The sequence below is a fragment of the Microbulbifer pacificus genome (assembly GCF_002959965.1).
GTDB lineage: Bacteria > Pseudomonadota > Gammaproteobacteria > Pseudomonadales > Cellvibrionaceae > Microbulbifer > Microbulbifer pacificus_A.
The window spans coordinates 305,819-325,116 of sequence record NZ_PREV01000027.1 but is presented as its reverse complement, the minus strand read 5'-3'; the positions used below and the strand labels follow the sequence as shown (position 1 = coordinate 325,116).

14 protein-coding genes are annotated in these 19,298 nt (G+C 58.3%); 4 read left to right on the top strand and 10 right to left on the bottom strand.

The features are described 5' to 3' along the window. Positions 1 to 42: 42 nt before the first annotated feature. Genes pgl through pgi form a run of 4 tightly spaced genes read right to left on the bottom strand, consistent with a single transcriptional unit; the run spans position 43 to position 5,930 of the window. Positions 43 to 753, bottom strand: coding sequence for a 6-phosphogluconolactonase (gene pgl / locus C3938_RS12145; RefSeq protein ID WP_105103562.1), 711 nt, complete (start codon positions 751 to 753; stop codon positions 43 to 45). A gap of 47 nt (positions 754 to 800) precedes the next feature. Then, positions 801 to 2,258 (bottom strand): glucose-6-phosphate dehydrogenase, encoded by a 1,458-nt coding sequence (zwf, locus tag C3938_RS12140; protein ID WP_105103561.1) that lies wholly within the window; start codon positions 2,256 to 2,258, stop codon positions 801 to 803. Positions 2,259 to 2,314: 56 nt separating this feature from the next. Next, positions 2,315 to 4,147, bottom strand: coding sequence for a phosphogluconate dehydratase (gene edd / locus C3938_RS12135; protein ID WP_105103560.1), 1,833 nt, complete (start codon positions 4,145 to 4,147; stop codon positions 2,315 to 2,317). A 55-nt stretch (positions 4,148 to 4,202) separates the two neighbouring features. Next, positions 4,203 to 5,930: a glucose-6-phosphate isomerase gene (gene pgi, locus C3938_RS12130; RefSeq protein ID WP_105103559.1), complete on the bottom strand. Its 1,728-nt coding sequence runs from the start codon at positions 5,928 to 5,930 to the stop codon at positions 4,203 to 4,205. A gap of 434 nt (positions 5,931 to 6,364) precedes the next feature. On the opposite strand from pgi, the gene C3938_RS12125 reads away from it, so the two are divergent. Next, positions 6,365 to 7,411: a LacI family DNA-binding transcriptional regulator gene (locus tag C3938_RS12125; protein ID WP_105103558.1), complete on the top strand. Its 1,047-nt coding sequence runs from the start codon at positions 6,365 to 6,367 to the stop codon at positions 7,409 to 7,411. 210 nt (positions 7,412 to 7,621) lie between these two features. On the opposite strand, the gene C3938_RS12120 is transcribed toward C3938_RS12125, so the two are convergent. The 4 genes from C3938_RS12120 to nagK form a co-directional block, all read right to left on the bottom strand. Beyond that, complete coding sequence (locus C3938_RS12120; protein ID WP_105103557.1) at positions 7,622 to 8,953, bottom strand: sugar MFS transporter; 1,332 nt, start codon at positions 8,951 to 8,953, stop codon at positions 7,622 to 7,624. Positions 8,954 to 9,074: 121 nt separating this feature from the next. After that, positions 9,075 to 10,205, bottom strand: coding sequence for an N-acetylglucosamine-6-phosphate deacetylase (gene nagA / locus C3938_RS12115; RefSeq protein ID WP_105104495.1), 1,131 nt, complete (start codon positions 10,203 to 10,205; stop codon positions 9,075 to 9,077). A 31-nt stretch (positions 10,206 to 10,236) separates the two neighbouring features. Continuing rightward, positions 10,237 to 11,280: a glucosamine-6-phosphate deaminase NagB-II gene (gene nagB-II, locus C3938_RS12110; protein WP_233998857.1), complete on the bottom strand. Its 1,044-nt coding sequence runs from the start codon at positions 11,278 to 11,280 to the stop codon at positions 10,237 to 10,239. A gap of 105 nt (positions 11,281 to 11,385) precedes the next feature. Continuing rightward, a complete protein-coding gene (nagK, locus tag C3938_RS12105; protein ID WP_105103556.1) occupies positions 11,386 to 12,333 on the bottom strand; it encodes an N-acetylglucosamine kinase in 948 nt (315 codons plus the stop codon). Between the two features lie 439 nt (positions 12,334 to 12,772). On the opposite strand from nagK, the gene C3938_RS12100 reads away from it, so the two are divergent. The 3 genes from C3938_RS12100 (at position 12,773) to C3938_RS12090 (ending at position 16,516) form a co-directional block, all read left to right on the top strand. Beyond that, positions 12,773 to 14,116 (top strand): substrate-binding domain-containing protein, encoded by a 1,344-nt coding sequence (locus tag C3938_RS12100; RefSeq protein WP_158681674.1) that lies wholly within the window; start codon positions 12,773 to 12,775, stop codon positions 14,114 to 14,116. Positions 14,117 to 14,175: 59 nt separating this feature from the next. After that, positions 14,176 to 15,054 carry a DUF6279 family lipoprotein gene (locus C3938_RS12095; protein WP_105103554.1) on the top strand — a complete coding sequence of 293 codons (879 nt, stop codon included), beginning with the start codon at positions 14,176 to 14,178 and terminating at the stop codon, positions 15,052 to 15,054. A 187-nt stretch (positions 15,055 to 15,241) separates the two neighbouring features. Beyond that, positions 15,242 to 16,516 carry an aminotransferase class I/II-fold pyridoxal phosphate-dependent enzyme gene (locus C3938_RS12090; RefSeq protein WP_105103553.1) on the top strand — a complete coding sequence of 425 codons (1,275 nt, stop codon included), beginning with the start codon at positions 15,242 to 15,244 and terminating at the stop codon, positions 16,514 to 16,516. 134 nt (positions 16,517 to 16,650) lie between these two features. Here the strand turns inward: C3938_RS12090 and C3938_RS12085 are convergent, their stop codons facing one another. After that, complete coding sequence (locus C3938_RS12085; protein ID WP_105103552.1) at positions 16,651 to 17,667, bottom strand: aspartate carbamoyltransferase; 1,017 nt, start codon at positions 17,665 to 17,667, stop codon at positions 16,651 to 16,653. 140 nt (positions 17,668 to 17,807) lie between these two features. Next, the gene (gene sbcB, locus C3938_RS12080; RefSeq protein ID WP_105103551.1) at positions 17,808 to 19,244 is read right to left on the bottom strand and encodes an exodeoxyribonuclease I; all 1,437 of its coding nucleotides are present in this window, start codon (positions 19,242 to 19,244) and stop codon (positions 17,808 to 17,810) included. Positions 19,245 to 19,298 lie beyond the last annotated feature (54 nt).

Sequence of the window (19,298 nt, the reverse complement as noted above, 5' to 3'; positions counted from 1 at the left end):
TGCCAATTCCATTAGATTGCCTGTTCGCCGGCAGTCAAAAAATCAGGGCGCCCAATACACAGTGACCGGCTTCAACCTCTGTTTGAGAATACTGCGCACCGGCATTTCGCTCTCATCATCCCCCAGCAGCGCCTGACGGTAGACCTTGAGCTTTTCCTCCCCGGTAATCAGCAATTTGATTTCCTTCGCCTGCAAAATCGCAGCAAGCGTAAGTGTCATGCGCTCGGTGTGCACTCCCGTCACCGCACTCTGCTTTGCGGTGATGGCTTTGCACAATTTATCGGAATTCGGATTCAACGCCTCGGTGAGGCCTTCAGCGTGGGGAAAAAACGACGCCGTGTGACCATCGTTGCCCATACCCAGTACGCACACGTCAAATGGGCGCGGCAATTCCTGAAACGCGCGTTCACATTCCGCCTCACCTTCCGCCGGAGTAGCTGAAGCATTTTTCATTCCCAGACATGGTGCTTTTGCGGCCTCGTTCTGAAGCAGCGTGTTGGTAATGAACGCAAAATTACTGCCCGCTTCACCCTTATCTACCCAGCGCTCGTCTACCAGTGCCACGTTGACCTGCTGCCATGGAAGGGGGCGGCGGGAGAGTTCGCGGTAAACCGGCTCCGGCGAACTGCCGCCACTTACCAGAAATGTTGCCTGACCGTTGACCTTGATACCCGCGTGCAAAGCCGCAGCGCACTCATTGGCGAGCGCCAATGTAAGCCTTTCTCTGTCTGCAAAAAATTTTTCTTCGACCATGTCTAAAGACCGTTTGTTACTCGTGAGCGTTTTCCGCTGACGCTAGATCAGGGGTTAAACCAGTGGTGACCGTTTTCCGCCAACAAATGGTTGGATGCCTGCGGTCCCCAGGTACCCGCACGATAGAGTTGCGGCTGGTTGCTGGTATCGCGCCAGTGGTCGATGATCGGGTCGACCCAAGCCCAGGCTGCCGCCACTTCCTCGCGGTGAATAAACAGCGCGGAATTATTTGCCGCGGCGTCCAGCATCAGGCGTTTATAGGCATCACTCTTGAAACTGTCGTAGGTATCGGACAGGGACAGGTTCAATTCCACCGGTTGCAATTCCATGGTGAGACTGTCCATTTTCTTCGCCATCAAAACGAGTTTGATACTTTCTTCGGGTTGCAGGCGGATCACCAAGCGGTTCGGCAGTACCTCTCCGGCTTCCGGCTGATAGACACTGTGGGAGACCTTTTTGTACTGGATCACGATTTCCGCGCAGCGCTTTTCCATACGCTTGCCAGTACGCAAATAGAAAGGCACGCCAGTCCAGCGCCAGTTGTCGATATGTGCCCGAATCGCAACGAAGGTTTCCGTGGTACTGTTCGGCGCTTTCAGCTCTTCCAGATAGCCCGGTACCAGTTCCTTGCCGAGTCCTCCGGCAACGTACTGCCCACGCACAATATTTTTGTCGACTTCCTTGCCTACCAGCGGACGCAGTGCTTCCAGCACCTTGATTTTTTCCGAGCGGATATTGCGCGCGGACATGCTGTTAGGTGATTCCATTGCAATCAGACACAACAACTGCAACAGGTGGTTTTGCACCATGTCGCGCAGTGCACCGGTGTCGTCATAAAAGCCCGCGCGGCCTTCCAGGCCAACGGTTTCTGCGATGCTGATCTGAATATGATCAATGGTTTTCGCATCCCACAAGCGCTCGAACAGTACGTTGCTGAAACGCAGGGCCAGCAGGTTCTGTACGGTTTCCTTGCCCAGATAATGGTCAATACGGAAAATGCTCTCTTCCGGGAAATACTCGGCGATTTTGCTGTTGATTTCGTCGGAGGTTTTGGCGTTATAGCCCAGGGGCTTTTCTACCACCACACGGGAGTTCTCGTGGATCAGGCCCTTGATGGAAAGATTTTCACAACACGGACCGAACACCGCCGGCGGAATCGCCAGGTAGAACAAGCGCGTGCGCGAGGTATCGTTGCCGAGCAGGTCAATCAACAGATTCCACTGGTCGTCCGGCTTGGAGATATCCAGGGATACCGCGCGCAGCATGGAACTGAATTCCTTCCAGCTTTTTTCGTTGTATTCGCCATCGCGCAGATGCGTTTTCAACGCCTGTTGTGCGGTCTTGATATAGGTGTCCGCCTCTTCCTGACGACGTACCACCGGCAGAATACGCGTATCTTTGTTGAGGCCGCCTTCGATAAAGGCGCGGTACAGTGCGGGAATCAGTTTGCGCAGCGACAGATCGCCGCCGCCGCCGAACAGTACCATGTCAAATGAATTAGCCATTGTGATTGCTCTCAAACTGTAACGCGGGCCGGAGGTTCTCGGCCCGCAGAATCTGGTTAAAAAAGAATGCTCGCACCGGTTTCCGCGCCGCTCGCAAGCTTGCGCATATTGGTGAACAGGTCTCGGCCCATACCGATGGCATTGCCGGACAAATCGCATTCCGCCAGCGGCCGTACCGCCAGCTCCTCATCACTTACGTGAACTTTGAGAACACCGGCATCCGCATCCAGTTCAATGAGGTCACCATCCTGAATTTTCGCAATCACGCCGCCTTCCAGGGCTTCCGGAGACAGGTGGATTGCCGCCGGCACCTTGCCTGATGCACCGGACATCCGACCATCGGTGACCAGCGCCACTTTGAAGCCGCGGTCCTGCAACACACCAAGTGACGGTGTCAGCTTGTGCAGCTCGGGCATGCCATTCGCCTGCGGTCCCTGGAAACGCACCACCGCGACAAAATCTTTTTCCAACTCACCGGCCTTGAATGCGGCGAGCATGTCGTCCTGGCTGTTAAACACCACGGCCGGCGCCGTAACTTTCAGCTGAGGGGTTTTCAGTGCGGATACTTTGATCACGCTGTTGCCGATATTGCCCTGCAATAACTGCAGACCGCCGTGGCTGGAGAATGGGTCGCTGGCGGGGCGAATCACATCCGGATTGCCGGACTCTTCCGCAGTTGGACGCCACACCACTCCGTCCTTGTCTTCATTCAGGAACGGATCATAGGTGTAGGGCTCAAGGCCGGAATCGCCGAGTACCGTGCTCACGTCACCATGCAGTAAACCCGCACCCAGCAGCTCGCGAATCAGGAATTGCATACCACCGGCAGCGGCAAAGTGGTTGATATCTGCGGTGCCGTTCGGATACACGTGACACAGCAGCGGCACGATCTCGGAAAGCTCCGCCATATCCTGCCAGGTGATCTGGATCCCCGCGGCGCGCGCCATGGCGATCAGATGCATGGTGTGGTTGGTGGAACCGCCGGTAGCATGCAAGCCGACAATGCCGTTTACGAACGCTTTCTCGGTGAGGATTTTTGCGATCGGTGTATAGCTACTGGGCTCGGTGATCTGCACCAGCTGTTTTACCGCGGCCCTGTTCAGCGCGTCGCGCAACTCCGTGCCCGGATTGACAAAGGAGCTGCCCGGAAGCTGCAGGCCCATGATTTCCACCAGCATCTGGTTGCTGTTGGCCGTGCCATAAAAAGTACAGGTACCGGCACTGTGGTAGGAGGCACTCTCCGCCTCCAACAGCTCCTTGCGCCCTACTTTGCCCTCGGCGTAAAGCTGTCGAACACGAACTTTTTCCGCATTGGCAAGGCCGGTTGGCATGGGACCTGCAGGAATGAACATGGCCGGCAAGTGGCCAAAAGACAGAGCCCCGATAACCAGCCCGGGAACGATCTTGTCGCAGATACCCAGATACATGCCGCCGTCGAACATATCGTGGGACAGGGAAATGGCCGTGGCCATCGCAATCACATCGCGGGAAAACAGCGACAACTCCATACCCGGCTGCCCCTGGGTGACACCGTCACACATGGCGGGCACACCACCGGCAACCTGTGCGGTAGCGCCATTGCGCAAAGCCTCCGCCTTCAGCATTTCCGGGTAGGTCCCATAAGGCTGGTGCGCCGACAGCATGTCGTTGTAGGCATTGATAATGGCCAGATTGGGGCCTTGGCCGGAGGCTATCAGGTTCTTGTCGTGGTCGCTGGACGCCGCCATGGCGTGGGCCAGGTTACCGCAGGACAGCTTGTGGCGAGCGCGCCCTTTGCCCTGAGCGTGCTCGACCTGGGCCAGATACCTGGCCCTTGTCTCTTCGCTGCGGCGGATGATCCTGTCGGTAACCGCCTGTAACTGACTGTTTACCACTGTTTTGTTTGCCATTTGTCTAACTCTTCGTTTTTTATCGGCTTGCCGCACGCTGCTATCAAGACTGCAGTTAAACCTGTTCTCCGGCAGGCTCGGCTGCCTCTACTTCAGGCAGCCCCGTGGACGTAACCGCGCCGCTTATCCGGCGGTAGTATTCGATCAGTTGAGCAGTGGAACCGTCCTCTCCCGCCAGCGAGCCGGAAGCCAGTTTTGGCTCCAGTTTGCTGGCCAGGCCTTTACCCAGTTCCACTCCCCACTGATCAAAGGAATAAATTTGCAGAATTGCACCCTGAGCAAAGATTTTGTGCTCGTAGAGTGCAATCAGCGCTCCCAGTGATCGGGGGCTCAACTCCTTCAAGAGTATTGTGTTACTTGGCTTTCCACCCCTGTGTACTTTGAACGGGGTAAGCCTTTTTATTTCTTCCGGCGACAGGCCCTTGGCGGCCAGTTCACGGGCAACCGACTCGGCATCCACGCCGTTCATCAGCGCCTGGCTCTGAGCGAACATATTCGCCAATAGAATCTCGTGGTGGCCTTCGAGGTCATGCCCTGGGGCCACGCTGCCAATAAAATCCGCCGGCACCACTTCCGGGCTCTGGTGCAGATACTGATAAAACGCATGCTGCCCATTGATACCCGTTTGCCCCCAGATCAGGGGCCCGGTGGTGTAGTTCACTTCCACCCCGGCACGGGTGGTCGACTTGCCGTTACTCTCCATGTCTGCCTGCTGCAAGTAGGCAGGCAACATGTGCAGCGCATGCTCATAAGGCAGCACGGCATGGGCCGGATAACCCATGAAAGTGCAGTACCACACACTGAGCAACGCCATGATCACCGGCGCATTTTCATGCAACGGAGCCTCACGGAAATGCCTGTCCATACCCGCTGCACCGTCCAGCAGCGCACGGAAATTCTCAAACCCGCAGGCGATCGCAATAGGCAGGCCGATGCTGGACCAAAGCGAGAAACGCCCACCTACCCAGTCCCAGAAGCGAAACACCCGCGCCGGCAACACACCAAATTTCTGCGCTGCATCCGGACTGGCGGTCACGGCCACAAAATGTTGTTGCAGCAGGGATTCGGCCGACAGTTCCGGTGCCGCCCGTTGCAGCCATTTCAGCGCACTACGAGCGTTGGTCATCGTCTCGCTGGTAGTAAAGGTCTTGGACGAGACAATAAATAAAGTCGATTCGGCATCCAGGCCGGCCAGCACATCCGTGAGCTGGGCTCCATCCACATTGGAGACAAAATGCACTGCGACATCGCCCTTCCGGTGGGCACGCAACGCCTCAATGGCAGTCTGCGGCCCGAGATGGGAACCGCCGACACCGAGATTGACCACATCGGTAATTCGTTTGCCGCTGTAGCCAGTCAGGTCGCCATTATGTAGTAAAACTACAAACTCTTTCAAGCGCTCCAACTCGGCACTGACCTGACGTGTAACGGACACTCCTTCGATCTCGACATCCTGGGCCAACCCGCCGCGCAGTGCCGGGTGCAGCACCGGTCGCCCCTCGGTGGCATTGATGGGTTTACCGGCGAAAAAGTCCGCCCGCCACTGCTCCAGATTCGCTTCACGGGCAAGGTCTAACAAGTTGGCGAGAACACTGCGGTCGAGCTGGCTTTTGGAGTAATCCAGTAAAAACTCGGGAAGTTCCAGCGAAAAATTGCTAGCGCGCGCCGGATCTTCAGAGAATAAGTCTGCGAGACGGCGCTGCTGCACTTCCGGCACCCGAGCTTGCAGCTGTTTCCAGATGGCAGATTGAGAGATAGATGAATGAGATTGTGCATCTTGCATGATGAGCCCCCTGAGAGTGGCGCCAGCTGGGATTTAGCGGGCACCGTTTATTCTTGTCTAACCTTTTTCTTTGCCCGGCCGCGCCACATTACCCCGGATTCCGTAGCGACAAACCGAAATGACAACGCTGTCAAATTGGCGTCAGCGTCACATAGATGCAGAAAACTGTCAATCCAGTTTGTAGTTTTGCTCCAAAGCCCCCCCATCGGATACCGCAAGGTTCAAAAGGGATGGAAGGACGAAAATTGAGGAAGCCCCCTGCGGTCACCGATCCAGTACGGGGAAACAGACCACGACACAGGGATTACTGCGCGACTGACCAGAAAGCCATCGTCCCAAAGGCGTGAACCGGGTAAACTGCCCGGCTAAGCAACAAACGGATCCATTCCGGAGTTTCCGCCGCAGAGACACCGATAAAAGGAACACAGCCGATCATGAAGAGCACCATCAACGACGTGGCCGCAAGGGCCGGGGTGTCGATCAAGACCGTTTCGCGGGTCATCAACAATGAGCCTTCCGTGCGACCGGCGACACGCAAAAAAGTGATGGATGCTGTGGAAGAACTCCACTATCAGCCGAACCTCGCGGCGCGCAACCTGGCGGGCACCCGCAGCTACACCATCGCCCTTATCTACGACAATCCCAACGCCTACTATGTGATCGACATGCAAAACGGCATTCTCGAAACCTGCAAGGCACGGGGTTACGAGCTGCTGATTCACCCCAGCAACTCCCGCTCCGCCAGAGTGAATGACGAATTGCGCGCATTGGTGGAGCACTCGAAAGTAGCTGGCGTGGTGCTGACCCCACCCTTTTCTGAGACCCAGTCTGTGATCGACGAAGTGAAAAAGCTCGGGCTCGACTACGTGCGTATTGTGTCCAGCGGCGCCGCGGCGGGCGACGAAGACAACTGCATTCAGGTGGATGACGCCGCTGCATCCTTTGACATCACCAAGCATCTGATCGAACACGGCCATAAGCGTATTGGCTTTCTCTGCGGTGGCGAGGAACACGTCTCTACTCATGGTCGCCTGGACGGCTACAAGGAAGCGCTGCAACAGGCGGGCATTTCCATCGACCAGGACCTGATTGTTCCCGGCGAGTACTCCTTTGATTCCGGGGTTGCAGGCGCCAAAGCGCTACTGAATGTCGACAACCCTCCTACCGCCATCTTTGCCAGTAACGACGAAATGGCGGCCGGCGCGCTGTTTGCCGCGCGCCTGATGCATATTGCGATTCCGGAACAGCTCTCCATTGTCGGCTTCGAAGACAGCCCCTTCTCCCGCCAGACCTGGCCAAAGCTCACCACCGCCCACCAGCCCAACAATGAAATTGCCCGCTGTGCCGCAGCGCTGGTACTCAACAAGGCGCGCAGCAAAGGCACCACAGAAACGGCCTCCGCCAACAAGGATGCGGGTATTACCAAGAAGTTCGTGCCAGAGCTGCTGGTACGCGATTCAACCGGCAAGGCGCCGGGCTGATGTTCACAACGACCATTCGGCTCGCTGAAAAAATGCAGGCAAAAAAAAGCCCTCACTAAGGAGGGCAAAGATGACGAGAACCAAAGAGAGAAACTTCATAGAGAAGCTCAATCAACTAAATCCGTTTAAATACAGCTTCCTGAAAACAAACAATCTGACTGATTTGATGCCGCGCGGGTAACCATCCTGGCCACCCGCGCCAGCTGGATATTATTTCCAGCTGCGCATCTTGTGGCCTTTCACCGCGTAAAACAGAATGAACAGGTAGGCCGGTATCGCGAGGATGTAGGCCGCCTGACCGTCGCCAGTATCGGCAAAGTGTCCGTACAGCGGCGGCAGGATCGCACCACCGGAAATTCCCATGATCAGCAGCGCGGCACCTTTGGATGTAAACTTACCCAGCCCTTCCAGCGCCAGCGGCCAGATCGCCGGCCAGCACATAGCGTTGGCGAAGCCCAGCAGTGCTACGAAGTAAACCGCATTCGGAATTTCAGGCAGACCGAAATGCGCCAGGGTTGCAGCAGACATGGCAGTGCTTTCCAGCGAACCGCTCATCACTGCGAAGGTAAATACAATACCCAACACCGCGGAGATCAGCAGAGCGGTCTGCTGGCTGATAAAACGCGGAATCGCGATGGTGCCGTAGATATAACCCAGCACCATGAACACCATGGTGTAGGACGTCAGTACAGAAGCAACGGCAGTATCCAGGCCTGCCTGCTTACCCAGCAGGCCAATGGCGTCCCCCGCAATTACTTCGACACCAACATAGAAAAACAGAGCGACGGAACCAAGCACCAGCTGCGGGAATTTTTTCAGCCCCATCAGCGTTACCGCAGCATCCTCCTGACCTTCCACCACTTCATCTTCGATATCGGGCAGCGGTGCAAACATCATCGCGATAGCGAGCACCAGGCCGAGCACGGCCATGCCAATGTAGGGCGTTACCAGTTGTCCGGCCAGCTCATCCAGCTTGACGTCTTTGGCGGCGGTATCCAGAAGCGCGAGTTCCGCGTCAGACACGCCACTGATTCCAGACATCACCATCGCGGCAAATACCAGCGGGGCAACAATACCGGCACCCTTGTTCAGCAGCCCCATGACGCAGATACGTACAGCGGCAGTTTCCGCGGAACCGAGTCTGACCACATAAGGGTTTGAAGCAGTCTGCAAAATGGTGAGACCAGAGCCAACCACAAACTGTGCCAGCAGGAAAATACCGAACATACGACTGTACGCTGCGGGGATAAAAATCAGTGCACCGACGGCCACCAGCGCCAGACCAAGAGCCATGCCGACCTTATAGCCGGTGCGCTCGATGATCGCCGCCATCGGCATCGCCATCACGGTGTAGGCAATATAGAACGCGGAAGTCACCAACATCGCCTGAAAGGCGCTGAGCTCACAGATGGTCTGCAAAAACGGAATCAACGCCCCGTTTAACCAGGTTACGAAGCCAAAAATAAAGAACAGCAGACCAATGATGGCCATCGGCAGAATGCTGCTGCGCGACTCGCGCTGGGCTATGACTGCGGTATTCATCGTTTCACCTTTAATTATCGTTATCGAGCATCAATCAAGTTCGTCATCGGATTTTTATTACTTTGTAGGAGCCTGCTTGCAGGCGAACCGTTCGCCTGCAAGCAGGCTCCTACAAAAAGGTCTATTCACTTACTGAGAAAACTTCCCGCCCACCAATCCAGGTTTTCTGCACCTGGAGTGTGTCATCGATAAGAATCATATCGGCCGGCGCGCCGGCAACAATGCGCCCGGCATTGGTGCCCAGATACTGCGCCGGGTACAGGCTCGCCATGCGCAACGCCTCGGTTAGTTCCACTCCGCACCAGTCGCGGATATTGCGCACCGCGCCGATCATATCCAGATGTGATCCAGCCAGCTCGCCGGTGGTGGACGTCAGCTTGTCGCCATCGCGAGTGACGATACGCTCAAACAGCGGAAAGCTCATTTCCTCGCTGCCCACCAGAGACATCGCATCGGTGACCAGCATGATCTTGCCGCGGGGCTTGGCCTTCATTGCCAGAATCATCGCTTCAGGACTCACATGGTGACCATCGGCAATCAATCCACACCAGCAGCCGTCGCTGATCAGCGCAGTGCCCACCATACCGGGGTCGCGCGAGTGCAGCGGTGACATCGCGTTGTACAGATGTGTAAATCCGGTCGCGCCTGCGGCAATCGCGGCTGCTGCGGTTTTACCATCGGCATTGGAGTGGCCAAGACACACCTTCACACCGAGCGACACCAGTTTGGCGACATCTTCGGGGGGCACATTCTCCGGTGCCAGGGTGACCATTTTCAGGCCGAGATCATCCCGGGCATAAATTGCCAGCTCTGCGTCACTGAGCGGGCGAATAAACTTTTCTTCGTGAGTACCTTTTTTCGGTGTGCTCAGGTGCGGCCCCTCAAAGTGCACACCACGCACACCGGGCACCCCTTCTTTCAGAGCAGCGCTGACTGCGTCCGCAGCCTCCTGCATGACATCCACCTGATCGGTGATCAGGGTTGGCATAAAGCCGGTGGTACCGAAGCGGGCATGCGCCTCCGACATTTTACCCAGCGCGTTCACGCTGGTGTCGTTGTTGAACAGGGCACCGCCGCCACCGTTCACCTGAACATCGATCAGACCCGGAGCGAGTAAACCGTCGAGGCGCACGGCATCGGGCGCCGGCGTACCGCCGACGGACGTCACTTTTCCGTCGGCAATCGTCAATGCCACATCGCGATGCAGCTGCTCACCATCGAATAACTGTTCTGCGATAAACGTCTGTGCCACTTGCCCGCTCCCGAATTTCGCCGCCACCCAATCAGATGGTCTGGGTGACTTTTTTCAGGCCTGCCGGCTCATCCGGATTGATGCCGCGGCTGACCGCCACATGAGCGACGTCGAGATAGAAACGCTGCAACAGCGCCAACGGTGCTACACGCGGATGCACACCTTTACTCGGCACGTGCAAGTTGATCAGGGTGCCGCCGCGACGGATGATGTCGGCGATCTGTTCGCTGTGCGCCTTGTAGGATTCATCCTCAATAGGCACATTCACCACGGTAAGCTTCTGCTCCACCAGGGTTACCGGACCGTGCAGGAATTCCGCGCTGGAGAAGGACTCCGCGTGGATGTTGCACACCTCTTTCAATTTCAGCGCCAGCTCGCGGGTGATGCCGTAGCCGGGACCACGCCCCAGAACCACCAGGTTCTTCACCGCGGCCAGGTCTTCCGGACGCAGCTGAACATCGGATTCGATGGCTTCACCCAGAGCCTTCGGCAGCATCTCAACACCGGCTTTCAGCTCCGCGTCCTGGGTCCAGTTGGCGACCAGCTGCAGTACCGCAGACAGAGTACACAGATAGCTTTTGGTGGCGGCAACCGCGAGCTCCGGGCCCGCCTTCAACGGCACAACCTGGTCGACGATATCTTTGATCGGTGCGGTCTCGTCGTTCACCAGCGCGATGGTATAGGCACCAGCATCTTTCGCCATTTGCGCCTGAGCCAGAATATCGGGGCTGCGGCCGGACTGGGAAATCACAATAACCAGCGCATCTTCCAGCTTCAGCTTTTTGCCGTACACACTGGATACAGAAGGCGCGGCGGCGAAAGTCGGCGTACCGGTTTCGATTTCAATCAGGTACTTGGCGAACACGCCAGCGTGGTCGGAAGAACCGCGTCCCACAATCATCACGAAGCGCGGCGGTTTGCTACGCAGGCGCTCGCCCAAATCCGCCATGATCGATGCGTTGTTCTGCAGTTGTTCGGTAATCCGGCTCGGGGCCTCGCGGGCCTCGGTTTCCATTACTGTCATCGCCATAGATGCACCCGCCTTGCTGGCTTCAGTGGAGTTCACTGCGCTCATAAATCCTGTCCGTAAATTCCGTGTGTTTTTGTCGTCTGACAACTTGTGAGTTCTAGCTAAAGCGCCCGCGTATCCAAAGAGCGGTGCGCGAATTGAGATAGCCCTTTATCCGAAAAGCGCCTTGGCATCCGCCTCTTCCGCCTTGGATTTGCCGTCGCCCAGTGCCGCGAGGGAGTGCTGGGCGAAGTAGACGCAACCCAGCTCTGGCGGATCCAGCGGATCGGATACCCGCTCCGCCACATGGGGCTTCAGCCAGGGCTTGAGGCGCGGCGCGAGACCGCCAATCATGGTCAGGCGCGGCGGCTTGCTCTCCATCAACTTGTCGGCAAGATCGCTGATATACGCAGCACCATCGCGCATGATCGAGACCGCAACCGGACAGTCAGCTTCCGCGCACTCCACTACCGGCACCGCCAGTTTGGCGTACTGACTGGAGGGCTTGCCGGCCATCATTTCAATCACGTCATAGGGGTCCGAAGTCCCCAGCGCATGCTGCAGCGCCTGCTTCAGCATGGAGTCCTGAGCCAGCCCCTCCATCGCCATCAACAGATACTTGACCGCTTCCATCCCCAGCCAGGCACCACTGCCCTTATCGCCGTGCGGGAAACCGTGACCACCGACAATCTCACTGCGGCCGTTGACCCACGAATAACCCACGGAGCCGGTGCCAGCGATAATGACCGCACCGTCTCCACCACGATGGGCGCCGAGACAGGCGGAATGCTGATCGGTAGTCAGGAACATTTGTTTGAAGGGGTGTGCCCAGGCACTCATCTCGTTATAGAGGCGAGGCATATTCACGCCGGCCAGGCCGACACCGGCCACCAGCTCGCCCAGGGTTTCCGCCGGCAGACCGGCGTCCGCCACCGCCAGCGCGGCAGAGCGAACAATGGAATCAATGGTCTGAGCATAACCATGAAGGGGGTTGGCAGGTCCGGAGACTCCGGTACCCAGCAGGCGGTTGTCGGCATCAAATACAGACGCACGGCACTTACTGCCACCGCCATCAACGCCAACGTAGAGAACGTCCCTACTATCTCTTAAAGCAACCATCGAATCCGGCCCCTGAGATTTCTATTGTTATTTGTCCCACCGAATGCCCCCACCGCAGTTCCTGCGCCCCAGGGAGATCCGGCGCGGCGCACCATGACGCCTGTGCCAATATGTGAGAAATACTACAAGACAAATGACAGCGTTGTCATGCCTTTTTTCAAAAAAACCAACAAGATTTTGTCAAGAATATGCCGTTTTACCGTCCCAAGTGGTGAAAAAAACGACAAATAGTCATTCTGGCCGGACACAAGCGCAGAGTGTGCGACTACACAAATCACCGTGCGATAGGACCTCCACTGTGGCAACGGAAGCGAGTTCAACCTTATTGCAATAACTTCGTCACAGTTTTCTGCGATAAAGCGCGCGCTCGATGGCCACTGCCGCAAGGTGCTTATTGGCCGGACAGCGAGGAAGTCAGATTTCACTAGCAGGGGGAACCATGGGTATCCACAGGGGCGCGATACAGATCATCTCAGGTGCCATTTTTACCGTTGCGGCACTGCTGCTGGGCAGCCTGGCACACGCCAATGAAGGCACTGCGAAAACCCTGTTCCGTCTGACCGGCTCGAATACCATTGGTGCGGATCTGGCACCGGCGCTGGTAAAGGATTATCTGGCGTCCATCGGTGCCAGCGATATTCACCAGCGCAGCGAAGGTGAGAAGCACTGGATCAGTGCCCGCCTTCAGAATGAGGACATTGTCGTCCCGATTATCGCATTGGGCTCCAGCACCGGCTTCAAGGCGCTGGACAATGGCAGCGCGGACATCGGCATGGCATCACGCAGAATCAAATCCAGCGAGGCAACCGCCCTCGTCCGCTTTGGCGATTTTACCGGCCCACAGGCAGAACACGTCATCGGTCTCGACGCCCTGGTAGTCGCGGTGCACAAGGACAACCCGGTTTCCCAACTGAGCGTGGCGCAGCTCGCCGACATCTATAGTGGCAGGATCCGCAATTGGGCTCAGCTTGGCGGCCCAGACCTTCCCATACGCCCCCTGCACCGGGACATGGAGTCCGGTACCCGCGCGACCTTTGATGAAGAGGTCTTTGGCGGCAGTCGCGCGGCGGCGCCCTTCACTTACGAGGTGTCCGGGAACCACGAAACCCGCGCCCTGGTGGAGCGAGATCCCACGGCCATCGGCTACCTGCCCTTTGCCGACGCCGACGGACTGCATAAGGTCGCCATCAAGTCCGGTGACCTGGCGGCCGTAGTTCCGGACCGCGGTATTATCGCCACCGAGGACTTTCCGCTCACCCGCCGCCTTTATTTATACCGCAACCCGGGCCGTTACCATCCGCAGGTGGACAGCTTCCTGCATTTCGTGGAATCCAGGGCCGGCCAGCAGATCGTCGCCGATACCGGTTTTATCAACCTTACCCCGGTGGCGGTAAAGGTGGCGCCCTATACCAACGCACCGGACAACTACCGCGAGCTGATGGAAAACGGCTCTCGCCTCAGTATCTCCTTCCGTTTTGCCGACGGCAGCACCGAGCTCGACAACCGCGCCCTGCGGGATCTTCACCGGCTGCAGGATTTCATGGCCGTGGAGGAAAACCGCCACCTCTCACTGACCCTGGTCGGCTTTTCCGACCGCAAAGCCAACGCCAACATCGCCGATCTGATCTCCCGTTTTCGCGCCCTTAAAGTTCAGGGGGCGCTGCTGCGGGACCACCAGATGGGCGACAGCCAGATTATGGCCGTTGGCGCCTTCGCGCCGCTGACCGCCGACAGTGAACAGGGGCCGGTGAAAAACAGTCGGGTAGAGGTCTGGATCAACTGACCTCTCACGAGCGGTGCCCCGGCCCACAAATTAGTAGCGCAGCAACTATATTTACCGCCATGAGTACCGCTTCCCTACCGGGCTGCAGACAGCCCACCGCGCCCGCAACGCGCCTCGCCATACTACTGCTGGTGGCTCACCTTCTGCTGCTCGGCGGTTGCTCCAGCATTCGCCTGGTCTACGGCCACCTGGACTGGTGGATGGACCACACCCTCAACAAGTACCTGGATCTTAAGGGCGCCCAGAAAGATCTGCTCTCCCAGCGGGTGGATGAATTTCATCGCTGGCACCGCCAGACCCAGCTGCCCCGCTACGCGGACTACCTGGACCAGCTCGCCGCTGAAGTGGACACCCCCAACGCCACCCCCGCGCGCCTGCTCGAGATCGAGCGCCAGGTGGACGAGTTCTGGCACAGTTCGATCGCCATGCTGAGCGACCTGCTATTGCCGGTACTGGTCCAACTGGACGAGGCACAAATCCAACAGCTGGCGGAAAACGCCCGCAAGGAACGGGAGAAGTCCCTGAAAAAGTGGCAGAAAGAACGCAACAAGCGCGAGAAGGAATTCCGCAAACAGGCGGAGCGCTGGCTCGGCGATCTCACACCGGAGCAGAGCGCCATGGTCGACCGCGAACTGGCCACCACCACCTTTGATCCGGAACGTCGCGATGCCCAGCGCCAGCGCTGGACCAACGCCTTTATTCAGACGCTGCAAGACAAACCCGCGGGCTACCAGAAGACTCTGCGAGACCTTTTGATCAACCCTCAGTCACTGTGGTCAGACGACTACCGCCGGATGCAGGACGAACTGCGCGCCCAGGCCCGAAATCTCGGCAGCGAAATCCTGAAGAGCTCCACGCCGGAACAGCGTCAGCACCTCAAGACCACCCTGCGGGATTACGCCGCCGACTGCCGAATTCTCGCGGCACAAAAACCCTAGAAGCCTACCCGCGTATCCACGCGCCCAGTCGGTTTCACATGCAACAATTATTCGCTGAAAACCCCTGTTTTTAACGGCTTTTCCGGCAAAAACAGTACAGAAAACATGACGCACTCCGCCCACTACTGATAAGCTCCCCCACCGCAACAACAACCGCCACTTACCCGTCAACAGGAGAGGAATTTCCGTGCGTATCGAGACCGCCCAACGCGAGCAGCTACAACAGTGGGAAAATGAGCTGGAGCAACAGTACCAGCGCATTTGCCAGCACAACCTGAGCCTGGACCTGACCCGCGGTAAACCGGCGGCGGATCAACTGGCACTGTCCGATAGCCTGGATGGCATCCTGAACGGCGACTACCGCGCGCCCGACGGCACCGACACCCGCAACTACGGCGGTCTCGAAGGCATCGCTGCCGCGCGCGAACTGGGCGCGGACATTCTCCAGGTGCCCTTCGAAGAGGTCCTCGCTGGCGGCAGCAGCTCCCTCACCCTGATGTACCACGCGGTGCTCACCGGCTACCTGTTCGGCTTTGCCGGCAACCAGCCATGGAAAAACCTGCAGGCGCCGAAGTTCCTGTGCCCGGTACCCGGTTATGACCGCCACTTCGCCATCTGCGAACAGCTGGGCATCGCGCTCGAAACCGTACCCATGACGGCCACTGGCCCGGACATGGATATCGTTGAAAAGAAAATTCGCGAAGACCAGGAGATTATCGGTCTTTGGTGCGTTCCCAAGTTCTCCAACCCCACCGGCGTTACCTACGACGCGGATACCGTTGACCGTCTGGCGCAGCTGGCCAAGATCGCCAACCCCGGCTTCCGCATTTTCTGGGACAACGCCTACGCCATTCACGATCTGGACCACCAGGTGAAGCTGCCGAATATCCGCGAAGCGGCACTCGGCAACGACACGGCCGATTCGGTTCTGCAATTCGCATCGACCTCCAAGGTCACCCACGCCGGCTCCGGTGTTGCCTTCGTGAGCGCGAGCCCGGCCAACCTGGAGTCCCTGAAAAAACAGATGTCCGCCATGACCATCGGCCCGGACAAGGTGAACCAGCTGCGCCATGCGCGCCTGTTCCCGGAGCTGACCCAACTGAAAGAACACATGCAGAAGCATGCGGAAATTCTGCGCCCGAAGTTCGCCTGTGTGCTTGAGCATCTCGACAAGAACTTTGCCGATACCGACCTGGGGCAGTGGGAAAAGCCACAGGGCGGCTACTTTGTCTCCTTCAACACCCGCCCGGGCTGCGCCCAGGAAGTGATCCGCCTGTCGGCGGAAGCCGGAGTAAAGCTCACCCCCGCCGGCGCCACCTTCCCCTACGGCAAGGACCCGGAAAACAGCAACATCCGTATTGCGCCAAGCTTCCCGCCGCTGGAAGAACTGGATACGGCGATGTCCGTATTCGTGCTGTGCGTAAAACTCGCCACCGTGCGCAAGGCGTTGGAAGCGGCCTGATTTTTTCACCGCTTCAGATACAAAAAAAAACCGGCTAGACGCCGGTTTTTTTTGTAGCCCGATCAACGCGCTTTATAAGAGCCTGCTGGGTCGTTCGGGGTTTTCGCCTCTCCGCACGCTCACAAAAGAATAAATCAGACTTCGTTGCGCCGCGTCTGCCAGGTAATCGGTCGCGCGTACTGGGCCACTTTGTCCTCCACCCCCAGCAGCATCGCAAACAACGCCATGCGCACAAGCAGGCCGTTGTCGGTCTGGCGGAAAATGGCGAGACTCGGATGCTCATTCAGATCGGAATCCAGCTCATTGGCCTCGGCGCGGGAGTCCCGTGGCAGCGGGTGCATGATCACGGTGTTGGGCTCGGCGTGGCGGGTGAAAATATCCCGGTTCAGACGGAAACGCCCGCGGTAGCGATCGGCCTCCGCCTGAGACGCAAAGCGCTCCTCCTGGATACGGGTGGAATACACAATATCCACATGCTTGATCGACGGCTCCAGCTGATCGGTGATCGTCACCTGGTGCCCCGCCTCACGCAGCTTCTCCACCACCGCCGCCGGCATGGCCAGCTCCCCCGGTGACACCAGCACCAGCTGCACCTTCTCAAACAGACACAGCAGTTTGCACAGGGAGTGCACCGTACGACCGTGTTTCAGGTCACCGATCATGGCGATACGGAAATTGTCGAGTGAGCCCCCCTTGCCTTCCAGCTCCTTGCGGATGGTGTACAGATCAAGCAGTGCCTGGGTGGGGTGCTCGTTGGCACCGTCACCGCCATTCACCACCGGCACCCGGCTCGCCGCGGCAAACTCCGCCACAGAACCGGCCTGCGGGTGACGCATGCAAATTATGTCGGAGTATCCGGAAAGTACCCGCGCAGTGTCGTACAGGGACTCCCCTTTTGCCAGTGAGCTCGCGGAAACCCCCACCGTCTCGCGCACGGTGCCGCCGAGCAGGTTGAAGGCGCAGCCGAAGCTCACCCGGGTGCGGGTACTGGGTTCGAAAAACATATTGCCGAGAATCGCGCCCTCGAGAACCCGGGTGACTTTCTCCCGGCGGGCGTAAGGAACCATGGTGTCTGCCACCGCAAAGATGCGGTCGATGTCACCGCGCTCAAACTGGCTGACCGAAAGGATATTGGCGCCGATAAAGTCCATTGTTGCTCCACTGTCTGTGCCAAAAGGCTGCGCCGGGATCGCCGGCGGCTTTATCGGGCGCGTATTCTACGCGCGCGGTGGGTTACCGAACAGAGAATTAGTTTCGCCGAAGGTATCCTGCAGGCGCTATGTGAGAGGCGCTATCCGAGCAGGGTATCCCCCCAGGCCTCCAGCTGGTCCAGTAGATCGTTGCGCTCGGGAAACGACTCCCGCAGCGCCGCGATTTCCTCGAAATAGGGCTCCATGGTGATGCTCGCCCCAAACGCGGGATCCGTCAGGCGCTGATAGCGCCACTCTTCCCAGCGCTCCAGCTCCTCCTCACTCAGGGTGTCAGGGAAGTTGCGCGCTCGCAGGCGAAAGAGTAGCTCCGGCAGACGCGAATCGGAAAACGGAAACGATTCCGCCAGCGCTTCTGGACCACGGGTCGCCAGTGCGGCGTGAATCTGACGACACAGATCGCGGTCGGCGTCATTCATAAAACCGTCGTAGAGCCGCGCCTCCACGTCTTTCGCGGGGAACTCGCTGTCGAGAAAGACCCTGTGGAGTTTGTCCGTCAAATCCAGCCCCTGCAGCACCCGCCAGTTGGCTTCACAGGTGGCCTTGTCGATGCCGAGTTCCGCCGCGCGCTGGTCCGAGAGCATGTTCGCCGGCGCAAGCACCGGGCAGCGGTTCATGTGGATCAATTTCAGCCCCGCCGGCAGCTCGCCTTCACCCAGCTTGTCGCGGGCGGTGTAGAGACGCTCGCGCAGGGCATCGGCGTCGAGATCCAGAATCGGTTGCGGATCCATGGCGAGGTTCGCGCAGATCACCGCATTGCGATTGACTGGGTGCATGGCGAGCGGCAACACGTAAGTAAGGTGTCCCTGGGCGGCCGGCACCTTGCCGGAAACGTGCAGTAGCGGCTTGCGCTCGCGAGGGTTCAACAACTTCGCCACCTCCTGCTTGCGGCGCAGGTTGTAGACGTAATCGTAAAGTTTTGGCTGTTTCTGCCGAACCAGCCGCGCCATATCGATGGTGGCACGCACATCGGAGAGCGCATCGTGCGCGCCCTCGTGGCTGATACCGTTGGCCGCGGTGAGTTCTTCCAGACGGAACGACGGTACCCGCACGCCATCCGCCACTTCCCGCTGCGGCCACACGATACCCTCCGGGCGCAGTGCATAGGTGAGGCGCACCATGTCGATGATGTCCCAGCGGCTGTTGCCAGAGCGCCACTCGCGCTCATACGGGTCGAGCAGGTTGCGATACAGGGTGTGGCGGGTGACCTCATCGTCAAAGCGCAGGCTGTTGTAGCCAACGCCACAGGTGCCGGGCGCACCCAGTTCGCGAAGAATACACTGGATAAACTCGAGCTCCGGCACCCCTTCCATCAGCGCCTTTTGCGGCGCCAGTCCCGTCACCAGCGCCGCCATCGGCTGCGGCAGGCAGTCGCTCGCCGGTCTGGCGTATATCATCAGCGGTTCGCCAACGATATTGAGGTCCTCGTCCGTGCGGATTCCGGCGAACTGGGACGGCTTGTCCGCACCGGGGTTCGTACCCCAGGTTTCATAGTCATGCCAGTAAAGAGTGGTTCCCATAGCGCCGCGTCCGTCCGATTCGAGAAAGCGGTCATGTTACCGCAAATGGCGCGA